This window comes from Phyllobacterium sp. SL163 (assembly GCF_049896885.1).
Taxonomy (GTDB): domain Bacteria; phylum Pseudomonadota; class Alphaproteobacteria; order Rhizobiales; family Rhizobiaceae; genus Phyllobacterium; species Phyllobacterium calauticae.
In genome coordinates, this window is the sequence record NZ_JAFCVE010000001.1 from 487,883 (window position 1) to 503,501 (window position 15,619).

General features: G+C 60.6%; 21 protein-coding genes. 15 read left to right on the forward strand and 6 right to left on the reverse strand.

Going from position 1 to position 15,619, the window contains the following annotated elements; translation table 11 throughout:
* Positions 1 to 88: 88 nt before the first annotated feature.
* The 4 genes from ACP7B1_RS02405 to ACP7B1_RS02420 are packed head-to-tail and all read left to right on the forward strand — an operon-like array spanning position 89 to position 2,145.
* Positions 89 to 385, forward strand: coding sequence for a hypothetical protein (locus ACP7B1_RS02405; protein ID WP_346307248.1), 297 nt, complete (start codon positions 89 to 91; stop codon positions 383 to 385).
* A gap of 27 nt (positions 386 to 412) precedes the next feature.
* Positions 413 to 1,003, forward strand: a complete 591-nt coding sequence (locus ACP7B1_RS02410) for a DJ-1/PfpI family protein (RefSeq protein ID WP_346307249.1) — start codon at positions 413 to 415, stop codon at positions 1,001 to 1,003.
* 21 nt (positions 1,004 to 1,024) lie between these two features.
* Positions 1,025 to 1,432, forward strand: coding sequence for a hypothetical protein (locus ACP7B1_RS02415; RefSeq protein ID WP_346307250.1), 408 nt, complete (start codon positions 1,025 to 1,027; stop codon positions 1,430 to 1,432).
* A 5-nt stretch (positions 1,433 to 1,437) separates the two neighbouring features.
* Complete coding sequence (locus ACP7B1_RS02420) at positions 1,438 to 2,145, forward strand: helix-turn-helix transcriptional regulator (RefSeq protein ID WP_223613704.1); 708 nt, start codon at positions 1,438 to 1,440, stop codon at positions 2,143 to 2,145.
* Positions 2,146 to 2,193: 48 nt separating this feature from the next.
* Here the strand turns inward: ACP7B1_RS02420 and ACP7B1_RS02425 are convergent, their stop codons facing one another.
* Together ACP7B1_RS02425 and ACP7B1_RS02430 are read right to left on the reverse strand one after the other, a co-directional pair.
* Entirely contained in the window at positions 2,194 to 2,730 is a 537-nt protein-coding gene (locus ACP7B1_RS02425; protein ID WP_346307251.1) for a GNAT family N-acetyltransferase, read from the reverse strand.
* A gap of 86 nt (positions 2,731 to 2,816) precedes the next feature.
* The gene (locus ACP7B1_RS02430) at positions 2,817 to 3,512 is read right to left on the reverse strand and encodes a DUF1013 domain-containing protein (RefSeq protein WP_223613702.1); all 696 of its coding nucleotides are present in this window, start codon (positions 3,510 to 3,512) and stop codon (positions 2,817 to 2,819) included.
* 226 nt (positions 3,513 to 3,738) lie between these two features.
* On the opposite strand from ACP7B1_RS02430, the gene ACP7B1_RS02435 reads away from it, so the two are divergent.
* On the forward strand, positions 3,739 to 5,940 hold the full coding sequence (locus ACP7B1_RS02435) for an esterase-like activity of phytase family protein (RefSeq protein WP_346307252.1): 2,202 nt from the start codon (positions 3,739 to 3,741) through the stop codon (positions 5,938 to 5,940).
* 59 nt (positions 5,941 to 5,999) lie between these two features.
* On the opposite strand, the gene ACP7B1_RS02440 is transcribed toward ACP7B1_RS02435, so the two are convergent.
* On the reverse strand, positions 6,000 to 7,004 hold the full coding sequence (locus ACP7B1_RS02440; RefSeq protein ID WP_426136390.1) for an NAD(P)H-quinone oxidoreductase: 1,005 nt from the start codon (positions 7,002 to 7,004) through the stop codon (positions 6,000 to 6,002).
* A gap of 93 nt (positions 7,005 to 7,097) precedes the next feature.
* Between ACP7B1_RS02440 and ACP7B1_RS02445 the strand changes: the two genes are divergently transcribed.
* From ACP7B1_RS02445 to ACP7B1_RS02455, 3 genes are all read left to right on the forward strand, one after another.
* Complete coding sequence (locus ACP7B1_RS02445) at positions 7,098 to 7,283, forward strand: DUF1192 domain-containing protein (protein ID WP_105734400.1); 186 nt, start codon at positions 7,098 to 7,100, stop codon at positions 7,281 to 7,283.
* A gap of 105 nt (positions 7,284 to 7,388) precedes the next feature.
* Positions 7,389 to 8,630, forward strand: a complete 1,242-nt coding sequence (locus ACP7B1_RS02450) for an MFS transporter (protein ID WP_223613698.1) — start codon at positions 7,389 to 7,391, stop codon at positions 8,628 to 8,630.
* 64 nt (positions 8,631 to 8,694) lie between these two features.
* Positions 8,695 to 8,958 carry an ArsR/SmtB family transcription factor gene (locus tag ACP7B1_RS02455; protein ID WP_223613697.1) on the forward strand — a complete coding sequence of 88 codons (264 nt, stop codon included), beginning with the start codon at positions 8,695 to 8,697 and terminating at the stop codon, positions 8,956 to 8,958.
* A 119-nt stretch (positions 8,959 to 9,077) separates the two neighbouring features.
* Here ACP7B1_RS02455 and ACP7B1_RS02460 read toward each other — a convergent pair whose 3' ends face one another.
* Positions 9,078 to 9,257, reverse strand: a complete 180-nt coding sequence (locus ACP7B1_RS02460; protein WP_105734402.1) for a YdcH family protein — start codon at positions 9,255 to 9,257, stop codon at positions 9,078 to 9,080.
* A gap of 226 nt (positions 9,258 to 9,483) precedes the next feature.
* On the opposite strand from ACP7B1_RS02460, the gene ACP7B1_RS02465 reads away from it, so the two are divergent.
* The 5 genes from ACP7B1_RS02465 to ACP7B1_RS02485 all read left to right on the forward strand — a co-directional run bounded on the left by ACP7B1_RS02465 (position 9,484) and on the right by ACP7B1_RS02485 (position 12,336).
* Complete coding sequence (locus ACP7B1_RS02465; RefSeq protein ID WP_008128260.1) at positions 9,484 to 9,687, forward strand: YdcH family protein; 204 nt, start codon at positions 9,484 to 9,486, stop codon at positions 9,685 to 9,687.
* A gap of 95 nt (positions 9,688 to 9,782) precedes the next feature.
* Positions 9,783 to 10,280 (forward strand): 5-(carboxyamino)imidazole ribonucleotide mutase, encoded by a 498-nt coding sequence (gene purE / locus ACP7B1_RS02470; RefSeq protein WP_346307255.1) that lies wholly within the window; start codon positions 9,783 to 9,785, stop codon positions 10,278 to 10,280.
* 1 nt (position 10,281) lies between these two features.
* Positions 10,282 to 11,355, forward strand: a complete 1,074-nt coding sequence (locus tag ACP7B1_RS02475) for a 5-(carboxyamino)imidazole ribonucleotide synthase (protein WP_346307256.1) — start codon at positions 10,282 to 10,284, stop codon at positions 11,353 to 11,355.
* Positions 11,356 to 11,523: 168 nt separating this feature from the next.
* Complete coding sequence (gene ykgO / locus ACP7B1_RS02480; protein WP_091880250.1) at positions 11,524 to 11,649, forward strand: type B 50S ribosomal protein L36; 126 nt, start codon at positions 11,524 to 11,526, stop codon at positions 11,647 to 11,649.
* Positions 11,650 to 11,748: 99 nt separating this feature from the next.
* Positions 11,749 to 12,336 (forward strand): hypothetical protein, encoded by a 588-nt coding sequence (locus ACP7B1_RS02485; RefSeq protein WP_346307257.1) that lies wholly within the window; start codon positions 11,749 to 11,751, stop codon positions 12,334 to 12,336.
* A gap of 55 nt (positions 12,337 to 12,391) precedes the next feature.
* Here ACP7B1_RS02485 and pyk read toward each other — a convergent pair whose 3' ends face one another.
* Positions 12,392 to 13,828 carry a pyruvate kinase gene (gene pyk / locus ACP7B1_RS02490; protein ID WP_223613694.1) on the reverse strand — a complete coding sequence of 479 codons (1,437 nt, stop codon included), beginning with the start codon at positions 13,826 to 13,828 and terminating at the stop codon, positions 12,392 to 12,394.
* A complete protein-coding gene (locus tag ACP7B1_RS02495; protein WP_403181027.1) occupies positions 13,825 to 14,376 on the reverse strand; it encodes a DUF1036 domain-containing protein in 552 nt (183 codons plus the stop codon). The genes pyk and ACP7B1_RS02495 overlap by 4 nt, the downstream gene beginning before the upstream one ends.
* 128 nt (positions 14,377 to 14,504) lie before the next feature.
* Here ACP7B1_RS02495 and ACP7B1_RS02500 point away from each other — a divergent pair, with 128 nt between their 5' ends.
* Together ACP7B1_RS02500 and ACP7B1_RS02505 are read left to right on the forward strand one after the other, a co-directional pair.
* Positions 14,505 to 15,299, forward strand: a complete 795-nt coding sequence (locus tag ACP7B1_RS02500; RefSeq protein WP_346307258.1) for an N-formylglutamate amidohydrolase — start codon at positions 14,505 to 14,507, stop codon at positions 15,297 to 15,299.
* A gap of 2 nt (positions 15,300 to 15,301) precedes the next feature.
* On the forward strand, positions 15,302 to 15,607 hold the full coding sequence (locus tag ACP7B1_RS02505; RefSeq protein ID WP_346307259.1) for a DUF1244 domain-containing protein: 306 nt from the start codon (positions 15,302 to 15,304) through the stop codon (positions 15,605 to 15,607).
* Positions 15,608 to 15,619: the final 12 nt, after the last annotated feature.

Genomic DNA, 15,619 nt, shown 5'->3' on the forward strand with positions numbered 1-15,619 from the left:
TCTTTCCTGCCCCTGCTGACAGGCTCCTGACAGAAGGTTGTCAGGAGGGGTGTGCGATAGTGTCTTCGTAAGCAAAGGAGACAGGGTCATGAATATGGTTGATTTTGGAATCGTCGGAACAGTCAGGCGCCTGTGGTCGCGGTATGCACATCTGCGTGACGAAATGCGCACTGAACGCTCCGTCAGCGCACTCCCGGACTATCTGCTGAAAGACATCGGCTGGCCCGATGCCTATGCGGAACGTCTGGCACGGCGCAATTCAATGAAGGATGTCGCCGGCAGCGAAAATGCCGGCGCCGTTCGCCAATCCGGCCGTTCACGGCGTCCGGCCCGTGCGGTAACCGGAAAAACAAGCCAAAACGGACATTTCAAGCTAGAATACTGAACAGTGACGCCGAAAGGGAGCATCGCGATGGACCAGAAAAAGATGATCGGCCTCGTATTCATCGACGCGTTTGCCGATTGGGAATTCGGTCTGCTTTCCGGATCAGCCGTCGAATGGTTTGGTGCGCGGGCGGTTGCTCTGGCCCCGACGGCAGGTCCCCTCAGATCCATTGGCGGATTGCATCTCGTGCCGGACCGCGGACTTGATCCGCAGGAGAACGCGGATCTGGATGCGGTTGCGGTGATCGGCGCCAACACCTGGCCGTCGGAAGATGCTCCTGACATTGCACCCCTGCTGCATTCGGTTTTGTCACGCGGCGGCATTGTGGGCGGCATCTGCGGCGGCACGCTGGCTCTTGCCCGCGCGGGTGTCTTCGATGGGCGCAGGCACACCAGCAACGGTGCAGGCTGGATACAGTCCCAGATCGGCGACTATGCCGGTTCCTCCCTGTATCAGGACGTGCCCCATGCGGTGCGCGACGCGCAGATTGTCAGCGCGGCCGGATCGGCGCCGGGCACTTTTGCCACGGAATTTCTCGAAGCGTTCCTGCCGGAGCAGGCGGGGCAGATTGCCGGGATGCGCAGCTTTATTGCGCGCGAGTACCAGGCGGCCGGTTGAGCCAGCCTCAGGGAGGGTGCGATGAAAACATGGACAGACAAACTGGATTCGGGCGCGCCGCCCCAGGTCAAGCCCGCGCCGGTCAGCATCGCTGGAATGAAGGCTGGCGAGATCATGCTGGTACCTACGGCCCGTCAGGTGGACGATTTCATCCGCACTCTCCCCAAGGGCAGGCATATGGATGTGAAAGTCTTGCGGCAGACCATGGCCAGGCAGCATGGGGCTGAAGTGACCTGTCCCATCACGCTGGGATTTCACCTGCGCACGGTCGCTGAAGCCGCGTTCGAGGATTACCAGAGGACGGGCGACATCAGCGCGGTGACGCCGTTCTGGCGGGTTCTCAATTCCAGTACCCCCACTCTTTCCCGGCTGTCATTCGGGGCGGCATTTGTAACCGAACAACGCCTTAGAGAAGGCTTGAAGGATTAAGCAGGATGCGACGTGCAGACCGTCTCTTTCAGATCGTACAGAAACTCCGCGGCGGACGACTGGTTACCGCGCGCCAGCTGGCGGAAAAGCTCGAAGTGTCCGAGCGCACCATCTATCGCGATATTGCCGACCTCCAGTCCACCGGCGTGCCGATCGACGGCGAGGCGGGGGTGGGCTATATCCTGCGGGAAGGCTTTGACCTGCCGCCGCTGATGTTCACGCGCGACGAGGTGGTCGCGCTGGTTGCCGGCGCCCGGCTGATAACGGCCTGGGGCGGCGCCTCCATGGCGCGTGCAGCGGAAGAAGCCATCATCAAGATCGGGGCTGTCCTGCCCAAGGATGATCGCCCGCGCATTGCCAACACGCATATTCATTCGTCCGGAACCAATATCAGCAGCCATGACCGGGCGATGATCGATCTTGCCGAGAATGCAGCGGACCAGTGCCAGGTGCTGTCCGTGGCCTACAAGGACATGGACGGCAAGGAAAGCATGCGGGACATCAGGCCGCTCGGACTGTGGTTCTGGGGCAAGGTCTGGACCGTCATCAGCTGGTGCGAATTGCGCAATGATTTCCGCACGTTCCGCATCGACCGGATCACCAGGGCCGAGAAGGCCCAGCGCATCTTCCGGCAGGAGCGCGGCAAGACGCTGGCCGATTTCTACCGGCGGATGGAACTCAGCGAAGCGCCCGATGCCAAGAAGGCGTCTTAGAGCCTTTCCTGTTTAAACAGAACTGGTTCTATTTAAGCAGGAAAGGCTCTAAACAGCTGTCTGGCCCGTCATGAGCGCGGCGGCAAAATCCTCCCGGTTCAAGGCAAAGTATCTGTATGGGGCGCCGTCATGCGTGGCTGTGAGGCCGATCTTTTGCGCCACACGAATGGACGCCGCATTGTCCGGATGGATTGCGGCAACGATGCGCTTGATGCCAGCCTGCCCGAAGGCGTGCACGACGAGCGGCCGGGCAGCCTCCGTCGCATAGCCCTTGCCCCAGGCGTGGCGATTGAGCCGCCAGCCGATTTCAATGTCCGGCCCCACCGCATCGTCCGGGATCAACAGGACCCAGCCGAGAAACCGTTGCGGCTGGTCGCGCGCAAAGATCGACCAATAACCGAGATCCGGGCCGAAATCCGCCTCCATGCGCGCGGTGATGAAACGGCGATGCGCATCGGGATTCGTCCAGGGCCCCGGTATGAACCGGGTCACCTCCGGATCGCGGTCCATGGCCATGCAGTCTTCCAGATCAGCCATGGTGCGCGGGCGCAGGAAAAGCCGTTCCGTCTCGAATGTCGGCAGCAAGGCTGTATCTCCCGTAAAAGAAAAAAGCTCCACCGGAGGTGAAGCTTTCTCGATTCAGGGACTACCCGTCAAGGCAATCAAATGGCTTATTCTTCCTCGTCTTCGTCCGTATTGCGGCCCTTGAGCGAGGAAAGCTTGGCGAAAACCTTGTCCGCATCGAGCTCTTCGTCCTCTTCGCGCACGGCCGGCTGGATATCCAGGTTTTCCGTGGCCGATGCCGGCAGCAATGTATCGCCGCCTTCGCCGGGCTGGACCGGGCGGTTGCGGGAAGAACGCTCGACCTCAAGGTCAAGGTCGATCTGCGAGCACAGGCCGAGGGTGACCGGGTCCATCGGCTGGAGATTGTTGGAATTCCAGTGGGTGCGGTTGCGAATCTGCTCGATGGTCGACTTCGTCGTGCCGATGAGGCGCGAAACCTGCGCATCCTTCAGTTCCGGATGGTTGCGCACCAGCCACAGGATGGCGTTGGGACGATCCTGGCGCTTGGACAGCGGCGTGTAGCGCGGTCCCTTGCGCTTGGCTTCCGGCACGCGCACCTTCGGCTCGAGAATCTTCAACTTGTGATTGATGTCGGCTTCGCCCCTGGCGATTTCCTCACGCGACAGCTGGCCGGTCATCAGCGGATCCAGTCCCTTGATGCCCTGGGCGGATTCACCGTCGGCAATCGCTTTCACCTCAAGCGGGTGCAGTTTGCAGAAGGCGGCAATCTGGTCAAAAGACAGAGCGGTATTGTCGACAAGCCAGACGGCCGTTGCCTTTGGCATGAGAAGCTGGGTGGCCATTGAATATAGTCCTCTCGTTCGTCCGCTCCGGTGAGGCGGGACGTGGGTTCAACCACAATTTCCGGGAATTCGAGGCGTTATATAGCGGTAAATTCTCGATTGGGCAAGAATCGGTTTTCGTAGCAACCGAATGCAATTACCGGTTTCACCAAACTGTCATGAAATTGTCATGCCGCTGCAACGCCCGCGGGCAACTGATCCCTTGTAAACAAGAGGAGATTCAACAATGCCGCGCAAAACCCTTTGCATCGGACTGTGGACCGCCCTGGTCGCTTCCGTCGCCCTGCCAGCCGCTGCCGAACCGGTTTTCAACCGGATCGCCAGCTTCCCGGTTGCTGACCATCTGCCCAAGGATGCAGACAAGTCAAAGCCGACATCGTCGGAAATCATCACGGCCTCGGAAGACGGCAAGACGCTGGTCTATTCCGACAGCCCCTACGGTGCCATCGGCTTCATCGATATCAGCGATGCCGCCAGGCCCAAGGCCGCCGGCCTGCTGAAGGTCGAAGGTGAGCCGACCTCCGTTGCGGTTGCCGGCGCCATGGTGCTGGCTGCGGTCAACACCTCCAAGGATCACAAGAATCCCTCTGGGCGGCTTGATGTGATCGATCTTGCATCGCGCACGGTGCTGACGAGCTGCGATCTCGGCGGCCAGCCGGACTCGGTCGCCGTCTCCCCCGACAGGACCTTTGCCGCCGTTGCCATCGAAAACGAGCGCGACGAAAAGCTCAATGATGGCGCGCTGCCGCAGCTTCCCTCCGGCGATCTCAAGATTTTCTCGCTGAAGAACGGCGCGCCGGATTGCACGAGCATGAGGACCGTCGTTCTGACCGGCCTTGCCGACATCGCCCCGGAGGATGCCGAGCCGGAATTCGTGTCGATCAACGCGAACAACCAGATCGCTGTTACCCTGCAGGAAAACAACCATATCGCGATCATCGATGCGGCCAGCGGCAAGATCACCTCGCATTTCTCCGCCGGCACGGTCGATCTCGACAAGATCGACGTCAAGAACGACGGTGCGCTGAAGTTCGACGGCAGCATGAAGGGTGTCCTGCGCGAGCCGGATACCGTGAAATGGCTAGGCAATGACCGCATTCTCATCGCCAATGAAGGCGACTACAAGGGCGGTTCGCGCAGCTTCACGATCTTCTCCACGGATGGGAAGGTTCTCTATGAATCCGGCCCCTCGCTGGAGCATAGGATTGCGGCAGCCGGTCACTATCCCGACAAGCGCAACAAGAAGGGCGTGGAACTCGAAGGCGCCGAAGTCGCGCAGTACGGCGATACCAACTATATCTTCGTTGCCAGCGAGCGCGCTTCCGTCGTCGGCGTCTACAAGGATACCGGCAAGGACCCGGAATTCGTGCAGCTGCTGCCGTCGGGCATCGCCCCGGAAGGCATTCTTGCCATTCCCTCGCGCAATCTGTTTGTCACCGCCAATGAATCCGATCTGGTTGCGGATGGCGGCGCGCGCTCCCATGTCATGATCTATGAGCTGAAGGACCAGGAACCGGCCTATCCGAAGATCGTGTCGGCATCGAAGGATGATGGCACGCCGCTGGGCTGGGGTGCCCTTTCGGGCCTGGTTGCAGACCTGAAGGAGCCGGGCAAGCTCTATGCGGTCTCGGACTCGTTCTATTCGGCCGCGCCCACCATCTTCACCATCGATGCCAAGCAGACACCGGCGAAGATCACCCGGGCGCTGGTGGTCACGCGCGGCGGCCAGCCGGCCCAGAAGCTCGATCTCGAGGGCATCACCACCGATGGCGCGGGCGGCTTCTGGCTTGCCAATGAGGGCGACCAGTCCAAGCTGGTGCCGCATGCGATCTTCAACGTCAATGAGAAGGGCGAGATCAAGAAGGAAATCGCGCTTCCCGAAGAGCTGCTGCCGCATCAGACCCGTTTCGGGCTGGAAGGGATCACCCGTGTCGGCGAAGGCGATGCCACCGTTCTGTGGATGGCCGTGCAGCGGGAATGGAAGGATGACGAAAAAGGCTTCGTCAAGCTCCTGAGCTACAACGTCAAGGACAAGAGCTGGGGTGCCGTCTCCTATCCGCTGGACAAGAAGAGCGGTGACGGCTGGGTCGGTCTTTCCGAAATCACCGCCCATGACGGCCAGCTCTACATCGTTGAACGCGACAATCTGATCGGTGACAAGGCGGTCAACAAGAAGCTCTATCGCGTGGCGCTGGACGGCCTGAAACCGGCAAAGCTCGGTGAAAAGCTGCCGGTTGTCGAGAAGACGCTGGCCCGCGACTTCATCGCCGACCTGAAGAGCACGAATGGTTATGTCGTCGACAAGCTGGAAGGCTTTACCGTCGATGTCGCCGGCAATGGCTTTGCGGTCACCGACAATGACGGCGTCGACGGCTCATCCGGCGAAACGCTGTTCTTCGGCATCGGCAAGGTCAGCGCGGCAAACTGAACCCTCCGCAACGTTTGCAGGAGGCCGCGCTTGCCGCGCGGCCTTTTGCTTGAGGCATGTCAGCTGACGTCGAGAACGATCTTGCCGACATGCTTGCCTTCTTCCATGCGCTCATGCGCCCGCCACGCCTCGTGGAACGGATAGACCATGTCGATGACCGGGGCGACGCGGCGCTGCACCAGGAGAGGCCAGACTTTCAGCTCCAGTTCCCGGGCAATACCAGCCTTGAACTCGACCGGCCGTGCCCGCAGGGTCGATCCCGTATGGGTCAGCCGCTTGATCATGATTTTGGATATGTCGACCGTGACCTTCGCGCCATTGAGATGGGCAATCTGCACGATCCGCCCGTCGATGGCGGCAGCGTCGTAATTGCGCCCGGTATAATCGCCGCCGACCATATCGAGCGTCAGGTTGACGCCCTTGCCGCCGGTGGCCTCCTTCACCGCTTCGACAAAATCATGCGTGCGGTAGTTGATCGCCCGGTCGGCGCCAAGCTTCAGGCAGGCTTCGCATTTGTCGTCGGAACCGGCCGTGGTGATGACATAGGCGCCGAACGCGCTGGCAAGCTGGATCGCCGTGGTGCCGATGCCGGATGTACCGCCATGCACGAGGAATGTCTCGCCGCTCTTCAGGCCGCCCCGTTCGAACACATTGTGCCAGACGGTGAAAAAGGTCTCGGGCAGGGCGGCGGCTTCGATGAACCCGTATCCCGCCGGGATCGGCAGGGCCGTGGTCTCGTGCACGGTGCAATACTGCGCATAGCCGCCGCCTGCCACCAGTGCCGTCACCCGGTCGCCCACGCGGAAGCGCGTGACGCCGCTGCCCACGGCAACGACGTCGCCGGCAATTTCAAGGCCGGGAATGTCCGATGCGCCTGATGGCGGCGGATAATAACCCTGGCGCTGCAGCACGTCAGGCCGGTTGACGCCGGCCGCATGCACCTGAACCAGAAGTTCATTCGGCCCTGCTTCCGGAACGCCGCACTTTCCCGGCTTGAGGACCAGCGGACCGCCCGGCTGGGTGATCTCGACCGCGGTCATCGTCGTCGGAATTTTACTGGCCATGGGTAGCTCCTTCAGTTGATTCGCTTGAATGATTTGCAATTCGAAGCGGGTGGACTGTATCCTTTCAGCACAAAGCGGCAAGTGGAGGACATGATGTCACTTTTCGATGAGGAACCGAAACGCAGGGTTGCCCACGAGATCGGGCAGGAACTTTCTCTGCTTTCCGTCGCCGAGCTGGACGAGCGCATCGGCATCCTGCGGGCGGAAATCACCCGGCTTGAGGAAGAGCGCACGCGCAAGGGCAGCAGCAAGCTGGCGGCAGAAGCACTTTTTCGCTGAAACGGAACGTAAATGATGCGGATGTCATGATGTCTCCGCATTGCTGATCGAGACGGGCCTGTACCGGCTTGTTGCCGGCATCCGTCCAAGCATTGGGGTATCGCTGTGTTCCGTTCGTTCGTACAGGTCTTTGCCCTCTTGTGTGGCACGTCATTCCTGGTCATGGCCTCGGGCCTGCACGGGCTCCTGCTGCCGCTGCGCGGCGGGGCGGAGGGTTTTTCCACCACCTCCCTCGGTCTTCTCGGCACTGCCTGGGCCGGCGGGTTCATAACCGCCTGCCTGCTGGCGCCGCGCCTGGTGCGCCGCGTCGGCCACGTCCGGGCATTCAGCGCCTTTGCCGCCATTGCCGCCATTGTCGCGCTGATGACCGGTATCCTGGTGCATGCCACCGCCTGGATTGCGCTGCGGGCGCTGACCGGCTTTGCCATGGCCGGCGCCTACATGGTGATCGAAAGCTGGCTGAACGAGAGGGCGACCAATGCCAATCGCGGTCAGATCTTCGGCCTCTACATGGTGGTGAACTTTGCCTCCATCACGGCGGGCCAGATGATGATCGGCTTCGGCGACGTGCACAACGGCACGTTTTTCATGCTGACCGGCATCCTGTTCTGTCTGGCGCTGATTCCGACGGCCATTTCCACCGCCAGCAGCCCGAAACCGCTGACGGAAGTGCAGCTCGACCTCAAGGCGCTCTACCGCAATTCGCCGGTTGCCTTTGTCGGCTGCATGCTGATCGGCGTTGCCAATGGCGCGTTCGGCACGCTGGGCGCCGTCTACGGCGCGGCGACGGGCATCACCACCACGGAAATCGCGCTGATGATGAGTGCCTCCGTCATGGGCGGTGCCTTGATGCAGATACCGGTGGGGCGCATGTCCGACCGTACCGACCGGCGCTATGTCCTGGCGTTCGTCGCCGGTGCTGCGGCCATCATCGGCATCCTGATTTTCCTGATCGGCTCGCGTCAGGCAACGGTCATCCTGTTCATGACGGCGATCTATGGCGGACTGGCCTATACGCTCTATCCGGTGGCCGTGGCCCATGCCAACGACTATTCGGACTCGCAGAATTTCGTCAAGGTAACCGGCGGCCTGCTGCTGCTCTATGGCTTCGGCACCATGGTCGGGCCGATCCTCGGCGCCTGGGCCATGGAATATGTTGCGCCCGAAGGCCTGTTTGCGATCACCGCGCTGGCACATGTCTCGATCATGACCCATGCCATCATCCGCTCGCGTATGCGGGCAGCCATGCCGATTGCCATGCGGGACAATTTCCAGACCGTTCCCTCGGAGCGGGCAACGCCCGAGGGCATCAAGCTCGATCCCCGGGCAGAAGCCCAGCCGGACTGAGGTTCGCAACGTTTTTCGTACAAAATGCGTTGACATTGACGGCAGTTTAAAACGACTATTCGGCATGGCCGAAACCGATGCATTTGCCGCCATTTCCGATCCGAACCGCCGCTATCTGCTGGAAGAGTTGCGGCGCGGTCCCAAGACCGTGAATGAACTGGCGCTTGGCCTGCCCATTTCACGCCCGGCGGTATCCCAGCACCTGAAGGCGCTGCTGGATGCACAACTGGTCAAGGTCAAGTCCGAGGGGACACGCCGGATTTATGCCGTCGACGACAGCGGCTTCTTTCACCTGAATTTATGGCTGGATCAGTTCTGGAGCGAATGATGGCCGCACGGCGTCCGGCCAATAAAAAAACCCGGTCGCAGACCGGGTTTTTGTTTTAGTGCCAGCCCAGCCGCCTCTCCGGCAACCGGCTGAAATTCTTCTTCTGTCGGCCAAAGGCTCTAATGGCGCGTGGCGGTCGATCTCAGTTTTTCGATTTGCTCTTTCAGCATGAGCTTGCGACGTTTCATATCGGTAATCTTCAGGTCGTCGGTGGCAGGACTTGCCAGCGCTTCGGAGATTTCCTTCTCGAGTGCACCATGCTTACGTTCAAGCGTTTCAAGATGAGACTCAATGGCCATCCGGCTTCTCCCTTGGTTGGTTTCCTACTCGTTCATGCTCTGCCGGCCAAAGGGCAAGATTATGACAGAGCCGTGACACTCTGCCACCACTTGAAGCAATTGTCGAATTTGTTTCGTAGGATTTTCTTGTCATGTAAAATATGGTATTGCCACCTGCTGATCCGGTATTCTCGAACGCCGGACCAGACATTGGATTCTTCTAAAGCAAAATACCGGGAATCACTGCATGTCCGACCAGGATCAGGCTGACATTCGATTGGCAGTCGCACGATTGAAACAGGAGCATCTGGATTTTGATGCCGCCATACAAGCGATGATCCAGGTTGGTTGTGACCAGCTTCGAATCCAGCGGATGAAAAAGAAGAAGCTCATCATCAAAGACAAGCTCATCGAGCTTGAAGACAAGATCATCCCGGACATTATTGCCTGATTTTCAACAGCTTGTGACCGGCGGGCTGCCGATAACTTGCAGCGTCCCCACTTTTCCGTTAATCCCTGCACGCTCCGCTGATCAGAGGATGTTCAATGGCCGATAAACGCGCTGACGTCGCAATCATCATGGGTAGCCAGTCCGATTGGGCAACCATGCGCCACGCCGCCGAGACGCTCGATGCGCTCGGCATTTCCCACGATGACCGCATCGTTTCTGCCCACCGCACGCCGGACCGTCTGGTTGCTTTTGCCAAGGGCGCGCGCGATGCCGGTTTCAGGGTTGTGATCGCCGGTGCCGGCGGTGCTGCCCATCTTCCCGGGATGGCCGCTTCCATGACGCCGCTGCCGGTGTTCGGCGTGCCGGTGGAATCGAAAGCTCTTTCCGGACAGGATTCCCTCCTGTCCATTGTCCAGATGCCGGCCGGCATTCCCGTCGGCACCCTGGCGATCGGCCGTGCCGGTGCGGTCAATGCCGCCCTTTTGGCTGCGGCTGTTCTGGCACTGAACGATGCCGCACTGGCAAAACGGCTTGACGACTGGCGCACGGCGCAGAGCGAAAAGGTCGCCGAACGGCCATCTGACGAGGCATGAGATGATTGCAGCAGGATCGACTATCGGCATTATCGGCGGGGGACAGCTCGGCCGCATGCTTGCCATGGCAGCGGCGCGTCTCGGCTATCGCACCGTCATTCTCGAACCGCAGGCGGACTGTCCGGCCGCGCAGGTTGCCAATGAGCAGATCGTGGCGGCCTATGACGATCCCGATGCGCTGGAGCGTCTGGCAGAGCTGAGCGATGTCATCACCTACGAATTCGAGAATGTGCCGGTCGATGCGGCCGAGACATTGAATGAAGCCACGCCGGTCTTTCCGCCGCCCGAGGCGCTGAAAGTGTCGCAGGACCGGGTGACTGAAAAGCGCTTCCTCAACAAGGCCGGCATCCCGACAGCGCAATGGCGCATTGTCGAGAATGAGGGCGATCTGGAAGCGGCGCTTCTTGCCTTCGAGGGCAAGGGCATCCTCAAGACCCGCCGCTTCGGCTATGACGGCAAGGGCCAGGTCAAGTTTTCCGGCGCCAAGGGCGAAGACGCCAAGGCCGGCTTTGCCGCCATCGGCAGCGTCCCGGCCATTCTGGAAGGTCTGGTCGATTTCACCCGTGAGATTTCGGTGATCGCGGCGCGCGACGAGGCAGGCAATATCCGCATCTACGACATTGCCGAGAACGTGCACAGGGACGGCATTCTGGCGACGTCGACCGTGCCGGTTTCCGTATCGTCGACGATTGCAGGCCTTGCGGCCGATTCGGCGCGCAAGCTGCTCGAGGCCCTGAATTATGTCGGTGTCCTCGGCATGGAGTTCTTCGTGCTGGCCAACGGAACGTTGCTGGCCAATGAATTTGCCCCGCGCGTGCACAATTCGGGTCACTGGACGGAAGCCGCCTGCGCGGTCTCGCAGTTCGAGCAGCATATCCGTGCGGTTGCCGGGCTGCCGCTGGGCGATACGCGGCGTCATTCCGATTGCGTGATGGAAAACCTCATCGGCGACGACGTGGCCAAACTGCCGGCGATTCTGGCGGAAAGCGGGGCCGTCGTGCATCTCTACGGCAAGGCCGATGCACGTCCCGGTCGCAAGATGGGCCACGTCACGCGCATTACAAAGCGGCTGTAGGGGCAAATAAATTCACTCCCGATGCATGAATCGCCATATGAATCATGAGTCGGGAGTTGACAATCGGGGCAATCCTTGGCTATTTCCCCGCAACGTGTTTCCGGCGCGCTCCAGAGGCGCGCTTTATTATTGGTGCCCGGTTTCGGGCGTAAAGATACCGGTGCTGAAATGAAGATCAAGAATTCGCTCAAGGCTCTCAAAGGCCGTCATCGTGACAATCAGCTGGTGCGCCGCAAGGGCCGCATCTACATCATCAACAAGACTGCGCCGCGTTTCAAAGCGCGCCAGGGCTGATTTACCGTTTCACGGTTATTTGCATTTGACGTTTCGCTGATACGGACTACGATCCGTATCATGCGGAACGTTGTTGCGTTTTTTATCGGATCTGTCCTGATGATGTCGCCGGCGCTGGCACTGGCGCAGGAAACGTCCGGGACTGACGTTCCCGCGCCTGCACCGCAGGCAACCACGCTGCCGGGCAAGACCCTGGCCGAAAAGCGCTCCGCCCGCCTCGACGAGCTGTTCTTTGCCCTGAAGCGCGAGCGCAATGAAGCCAAAGCCACCCGCATCGCCGAACAGATCCAGGCGCAGTGGCAGAATTCCGGCAGTGCGACCGTCGATCTGATGATGCAGTGGGCGGCCCTCGCCATGACGGAAAAGAAATATGCCGTCGCCCTGGATTTTCTCGATCAGGTCACCGTGATGAAACCGGATTTTGCCGAGGGCTGGAACCGGCGTGCCACGGTCAATTTCCTGATGAATGATTACGGACGGTCGATGGCCGATATCCAGAAGACGCTGTCGCTGGAGCCGCGTCATTTCGGGGCGCTGGCGGGGCTGGCGGCCATCCTGAAGGATACCGGCAACAAGGAAGGCGCCCTGCATGCCTTCGAGCAGGTTCTTGCGGTCTATCCGATGATGCGGGAGGCGCAGAAGCAGGCGGGCCAACTGGCCGAGGAGCTGACCGGTCAGCGTACCTGATTTTTTGGGTATTTCCGGGCCGGCGGCCTGTTGCCGCCAGCCCGAATGATGCTTTTTAGATCCCCGTCAGCCCGTCCGAGCCGATATAGGCAATGCGCAGCATGTTGGTCGAGCCCGGCGTGCGCAGCGGCACACCGGCTGAGATGATGATGCGGTCACCCGGATTGCCGAATTCTTCCTGATAGGCGATGTGGCAGGCGCGGTCGACCATGTCGTCAAGATCGGTTGCATCTTCCGTGACAACGCAGTGCAGGCCCCAGACGAGCGAGAGCTTGCGCGCCGTCTCGACAACCGGCGACAGGGCGATGATCGGCAGCAATGGCCGTTCACGCGCCGCGCGCAGGCCCGTGGTGCCCGATGCCGTATAGGTGACGATGGCGGACAGGTTGAGCGTTTCGGCGATCTGCCGGGCAGCAAGCGAAATGGCGTCCGCGCCGGTGGCATTCGGCTCGGGGCGCTGCGCATGGATGATGCCGGGATAGTTCGGGTCGCGCTCGACCTCTTCGGCGATGCGGGCCATGGTGGAGACCGCTTCGACCGGGTAGTCACCGGCGGCCGATTCGGCTGATAGCATCACGGCATCGGCGCCTTCGAACACGGCGGTTGCCACGTCGGACACTTCGGCGCGGGTCGGGACCGGCGCGGTGATCATCGATTCCAGCATCTGCGTGGCGACGACGACCGGCTTGCCGGCGCGGCGGCAGGCGCGGATGATCTGTTTCTGGATGCCGGGAACGGATTCCAGCGGCATTTCAACGCCAAGATCGCCACGGGCAACCATCAGCGCATCGGAGAGCTCGATGATCTCAGCAAGGCGGGTGACGGCCTGCGGCTTCTCGATCTTCGAGAGCAGGGCAACGCGGCCGCGCGAGATCTTGCGCACTTCGGCAAGATCCTCCGGCCGCTGGATAAACGACAGGGCCACCCAGTCGACCTCTTCCTGCAGCACGGCATCGAGATCGCGGCGGTCCTTTTCCGTCAGGGCGCCGACGCCCAGCGTGGTATCGGGCAGGCTGACGCCCTTCTTGTCGGAAATCTTGGTGCCGGACACGACGCGGCAGGTGATCGACTTGCCATCGGACGATTCGGCGACCAGCGCCAGCTTGCCGTCATCGATCAGCAGGCGGTGGCCCGCTTCGACCGCTTCGAGAATTTCCGGATGCGGCAGGAACACGCGGGTGTTGTCGCCCAGCGCTTCATTGTTGTCGAGGGTGAAGATCTGGCCGGGAACGAGGTCGACCTTGCCCTCGGCGAACTTGCCGACGCGCAGCTTTGGTCCCTGCAGATCGGCGAGAATGCCGATCGGGCGGCCCACTTCCTTTTCGACATTGCGCAGGCGGCGCACGAGTTCGCGCATGAGATCATGGCTGGCATGGCTCATGTTGATGCGGAACACGTCGGCACCGGCTTCGAACAATTTGCGAATCATCGCTTCGTCGGATGAAGCGGGACCCAGTGTGGCGAGGATTTTGACCTTACGGCGGCGTCTCATCGAGGAGGGGTATCCGTTACAATTGGAGCTGAGGGAGGATTTTCTTCCGTAAGCTGGACCATCCAGCTTGATTGTTCGCCGGTATCATACTCCTGAAATCCCGCCCGCTGAAACCCGCGTGCAAAACAGTCATTGATACCGGTAATCTTGAATTGGTTTTCCGCCACGCACATGTTGACCTTGCCATCCCAGCGACCGCCGCTCTGGGCGTCCTCGGCATACAGGTAGTAATAGCGCGACGTCAGCGGACCGACGACCAGCGTGGTGCAGGAGGATGCGTTGACATGCCACCAGCCTTCGGTGATCCAGCCGGTCTTCGCCCGGTAGCCAAGCGCGACGCCCACCAGATTTTGCGTGGTGTTGCACACGCGAAAATCCGCATGGGCCTCCTCCGGCGCAAAGACACTGCCTGCTACGAAAATGAATAAAAAAGCCGCTAGAAAGCTGCTCCATCGCGTCCGCTGATGCTGGTCAGCGCGGAAAATGATGCCCCTGCGCAATATTGCCTCCGTCCGTCTTAGACTCCTTTTCCGCAGTTTCACATGCATTGTCAACGCGCTAATGGGCGGAACATGCCGTTCCTGCTGACCTGTGACAAAAGATTGATGGTTGCATTCCCGATCAGGGCATGAAACACAAAAAATTCTCCCGAATAATCGCGCAAGAGAACGTTCCAATGCCGTTTTCCCCCTTTCATCTCGTCCATGGCAGCAATGACAGAGGGCTGGTGCTTCTGGCCGATCATGCCCACCGGGATCTGCCGGAGGAATACGGCTCCCTCGGGCTGCCGCCGCAGCAGTTCGAGCGGCATATCGCCTATGATATCGGCGTCGAGCCGTTGACGCGCAAACTGGCGGCAATGCTCGGCGTTCCGGCTGTGCTGGGCGGGTTTTCCCGCCTGCTGATCGATCCGAACCGCGGCGAAGACGATCCCACGCTGATCATGCGCCTGTCCGACGGGGCGATCATTCCGGGAAACAACCCGATGCCGGACGCGGAGCATCAAAGACGCGTGAATGATTTCTATCGCCCCTATCACACGGCTGTTTCGGATATGATCCAGGCGGTTGCCGGGGCGAGCGGCAAGGCACCGCTGGTCATTTCCATCCATTCCTTCACCGCCTTCTGGAAAACGACGCCGCGGCCGTGGCATGCGGGCATTCTCTGGGACAGCGATCCGCGCGCGGTCGTGCCGCTCATAAAGGCCCTGGAAGCCGATCCGCAACTGGTGGTCGGTGACAATGAGCCTTATGACGGCGCCCTGCGCAATGACACGATGTTCAAGCATTGCATCGTGCCGGGGCTCGCCCATGCGCTGATCGAGGTGCGGCAGGATCTGATCGCCGACGAGAAGGGTGTCGATGAATGGGCAGACCGGCTTGCCCCGATCCTTGACGCGATCAACGCCGATCCCGATATACATGTTATCAGGCAATACGGCTCGCGCACCGGCCCACTGGAAGAGGTTTGATCATGAGCAATGTCAGTGAAGAACAGCGTATCGCCCTTGAAGCCGCTGCGTTCCGGCGGCTGCTGGAGCATCTGCGCGCGCGCAGCGACGTGCAGAACATCGACCTGATGAATCTGGCCGGTTTCTGCCGCAACTGCCTGTCCAACTGGTATCGGGAAGCGGCGGATGCGGCGGGCGTGCCCCTGTCAAAGGATGAATCGCGTGAGATCATCTATGGCGAACCCTACGCGCAATGGCAGGCCAAGCACCAGCGCGAGGCCAGCGATGCGCAGAAGGCCGCCTTTGAGGTCAACAAGCCTTCGCATTGACAAACCACGCCG

Bases quoted from the DNA above. Each gene is read 5' to 3' on its own strand.
- ACP7B1_RS02460 (WP_105734402.1), bottom strand. From the start codon at position 9,257: ATGGCCATTGAGTCTCATCTTGAAACGCTTGAACGTAAGCATGGTGCA.
- ACP7B1_RS02495 (WP_403181027.1), bottom strand. From the start codon at position 14,376: ATGCATGTGAAACTGCGGAAAAGGAGTCTAAGACGGACGGAGGCAATA.
- ACP7B1_RS02455 (WP_223613697.1), top strand. From the start codon at position 8,695: ATGGCCGAAACCGATGCATTTGCCGCCATTTCCGATCCGAACCGCCGC.
- ACP7B1_RS02485 (WP_346307257.1), top strand. From the start codon at position 11,749: ATGATGTCGCCGGCGCTGGCACTGGCGCAGGAAACGTCCGGGACTGAC.
- ACP7B1_RS02505 (WP_346307259.1), top strand. From the start codon at position 15,302: ATGAGCAATGTCAGTGAAGAACAGCGTATCGCCCTTGAAGCCGCTGCG.
- ACP7B1_RS02420 (WP_223613704.1), top strand. From the start codon at position 1,438: ATGCGACGTGCAGACCGTCTCTTTCAGATCGTACAGAAACTCCGCGGC.
- purE (WP_346307255.1), top strand. From the start codon at position 9,783: ATGGCCGATAAACGCGCTGACGTCGCAATCATCATGGGTAGCCAGTCC.
- ACP7B1_RS02500 (WP_346307258.1), top strand. From the start codon at position 14,505: ATGCCGTTTTCCCCCTTTCATCTCGTCCATGGCAGCAATGACAGAGGG.
- ACP7B1_RS02410 (WP_346307249.1), top strand. From the start codon at position 413: ATGGACCAGAAAAAGATGATCGGCCTCGTATTCATCGACGCGTTTGCC.
- ACP7B1_RS02435 (WP_346307252.1), top strand. From the start codon at position 3,739: ATGCCGCGCAAAACCCTTTGCATCGGACTGTGGACCGCCCTGGTCGCT.
- ACP7B1_RS02475 (WP_346307256.1), top strand. From the start codon at position 10,282: ATGATTGCAGCAGGATCGACTATCGGCATTATCGGCGGGGGACAGCTC.
- ACP7B1_RS02445 (WP_105734400.1), top strand. From the start codon at position 7,098: ATGTCACTTTTCGATGAGGAACCGAAACGCAGGGTTGCCCACGAGATC.
- ACP7B1_RS02465 (WP_008128260.1), top strand. From the start codon at position 9,484: ATGTCCGACCAGGATCAGGCTGACATTCGATTGGCAGTCGCACGATTG.
- ykgO (WP_091880250.1), top strand. From the start codon at position 11,524: ATGAAGATCAAGAATTCGCTCAAGGCTCTCAAAGGCCGTCATCGTGAC.
- pyk (WP_223613694.1), bottom strand. From the start codon at position 13,828: ATGAGACGCCGCCGTAAGGTCAAAATCCTCGCCACACTGGGTCCCGCT.
- ACP7B1_RS02415 (WP_346307250.1), top strand. From the start codon at position 1,025: ATGAAAACATGGACAGACAAACTGGATTCGGGCGCGCCGCCCCAGGTC.
- ACP7B1_RS02405 (WP_346307248.1), top strand. From the start codon at position 89: ATGAATATGGTTGATTTTGGAATCGTCGGAACAGTCAGGCGCCTGTGG.
- ACP7B1_RS02430 (WP_223613702.1), bottom strand. From the start codon at position 3,512: ATGGCCACCCAGCTTCTCATGCCAAAGGCAACGGCCGTCTGGCTTGTC.
- ACP7B1_RS02440 (WP_426136390.1), bottom strand. From the start codon at position 7,004: ATGGCCAGTAAAATTCCGACGACGATGACCGCGGTCGAGATCACCCAG.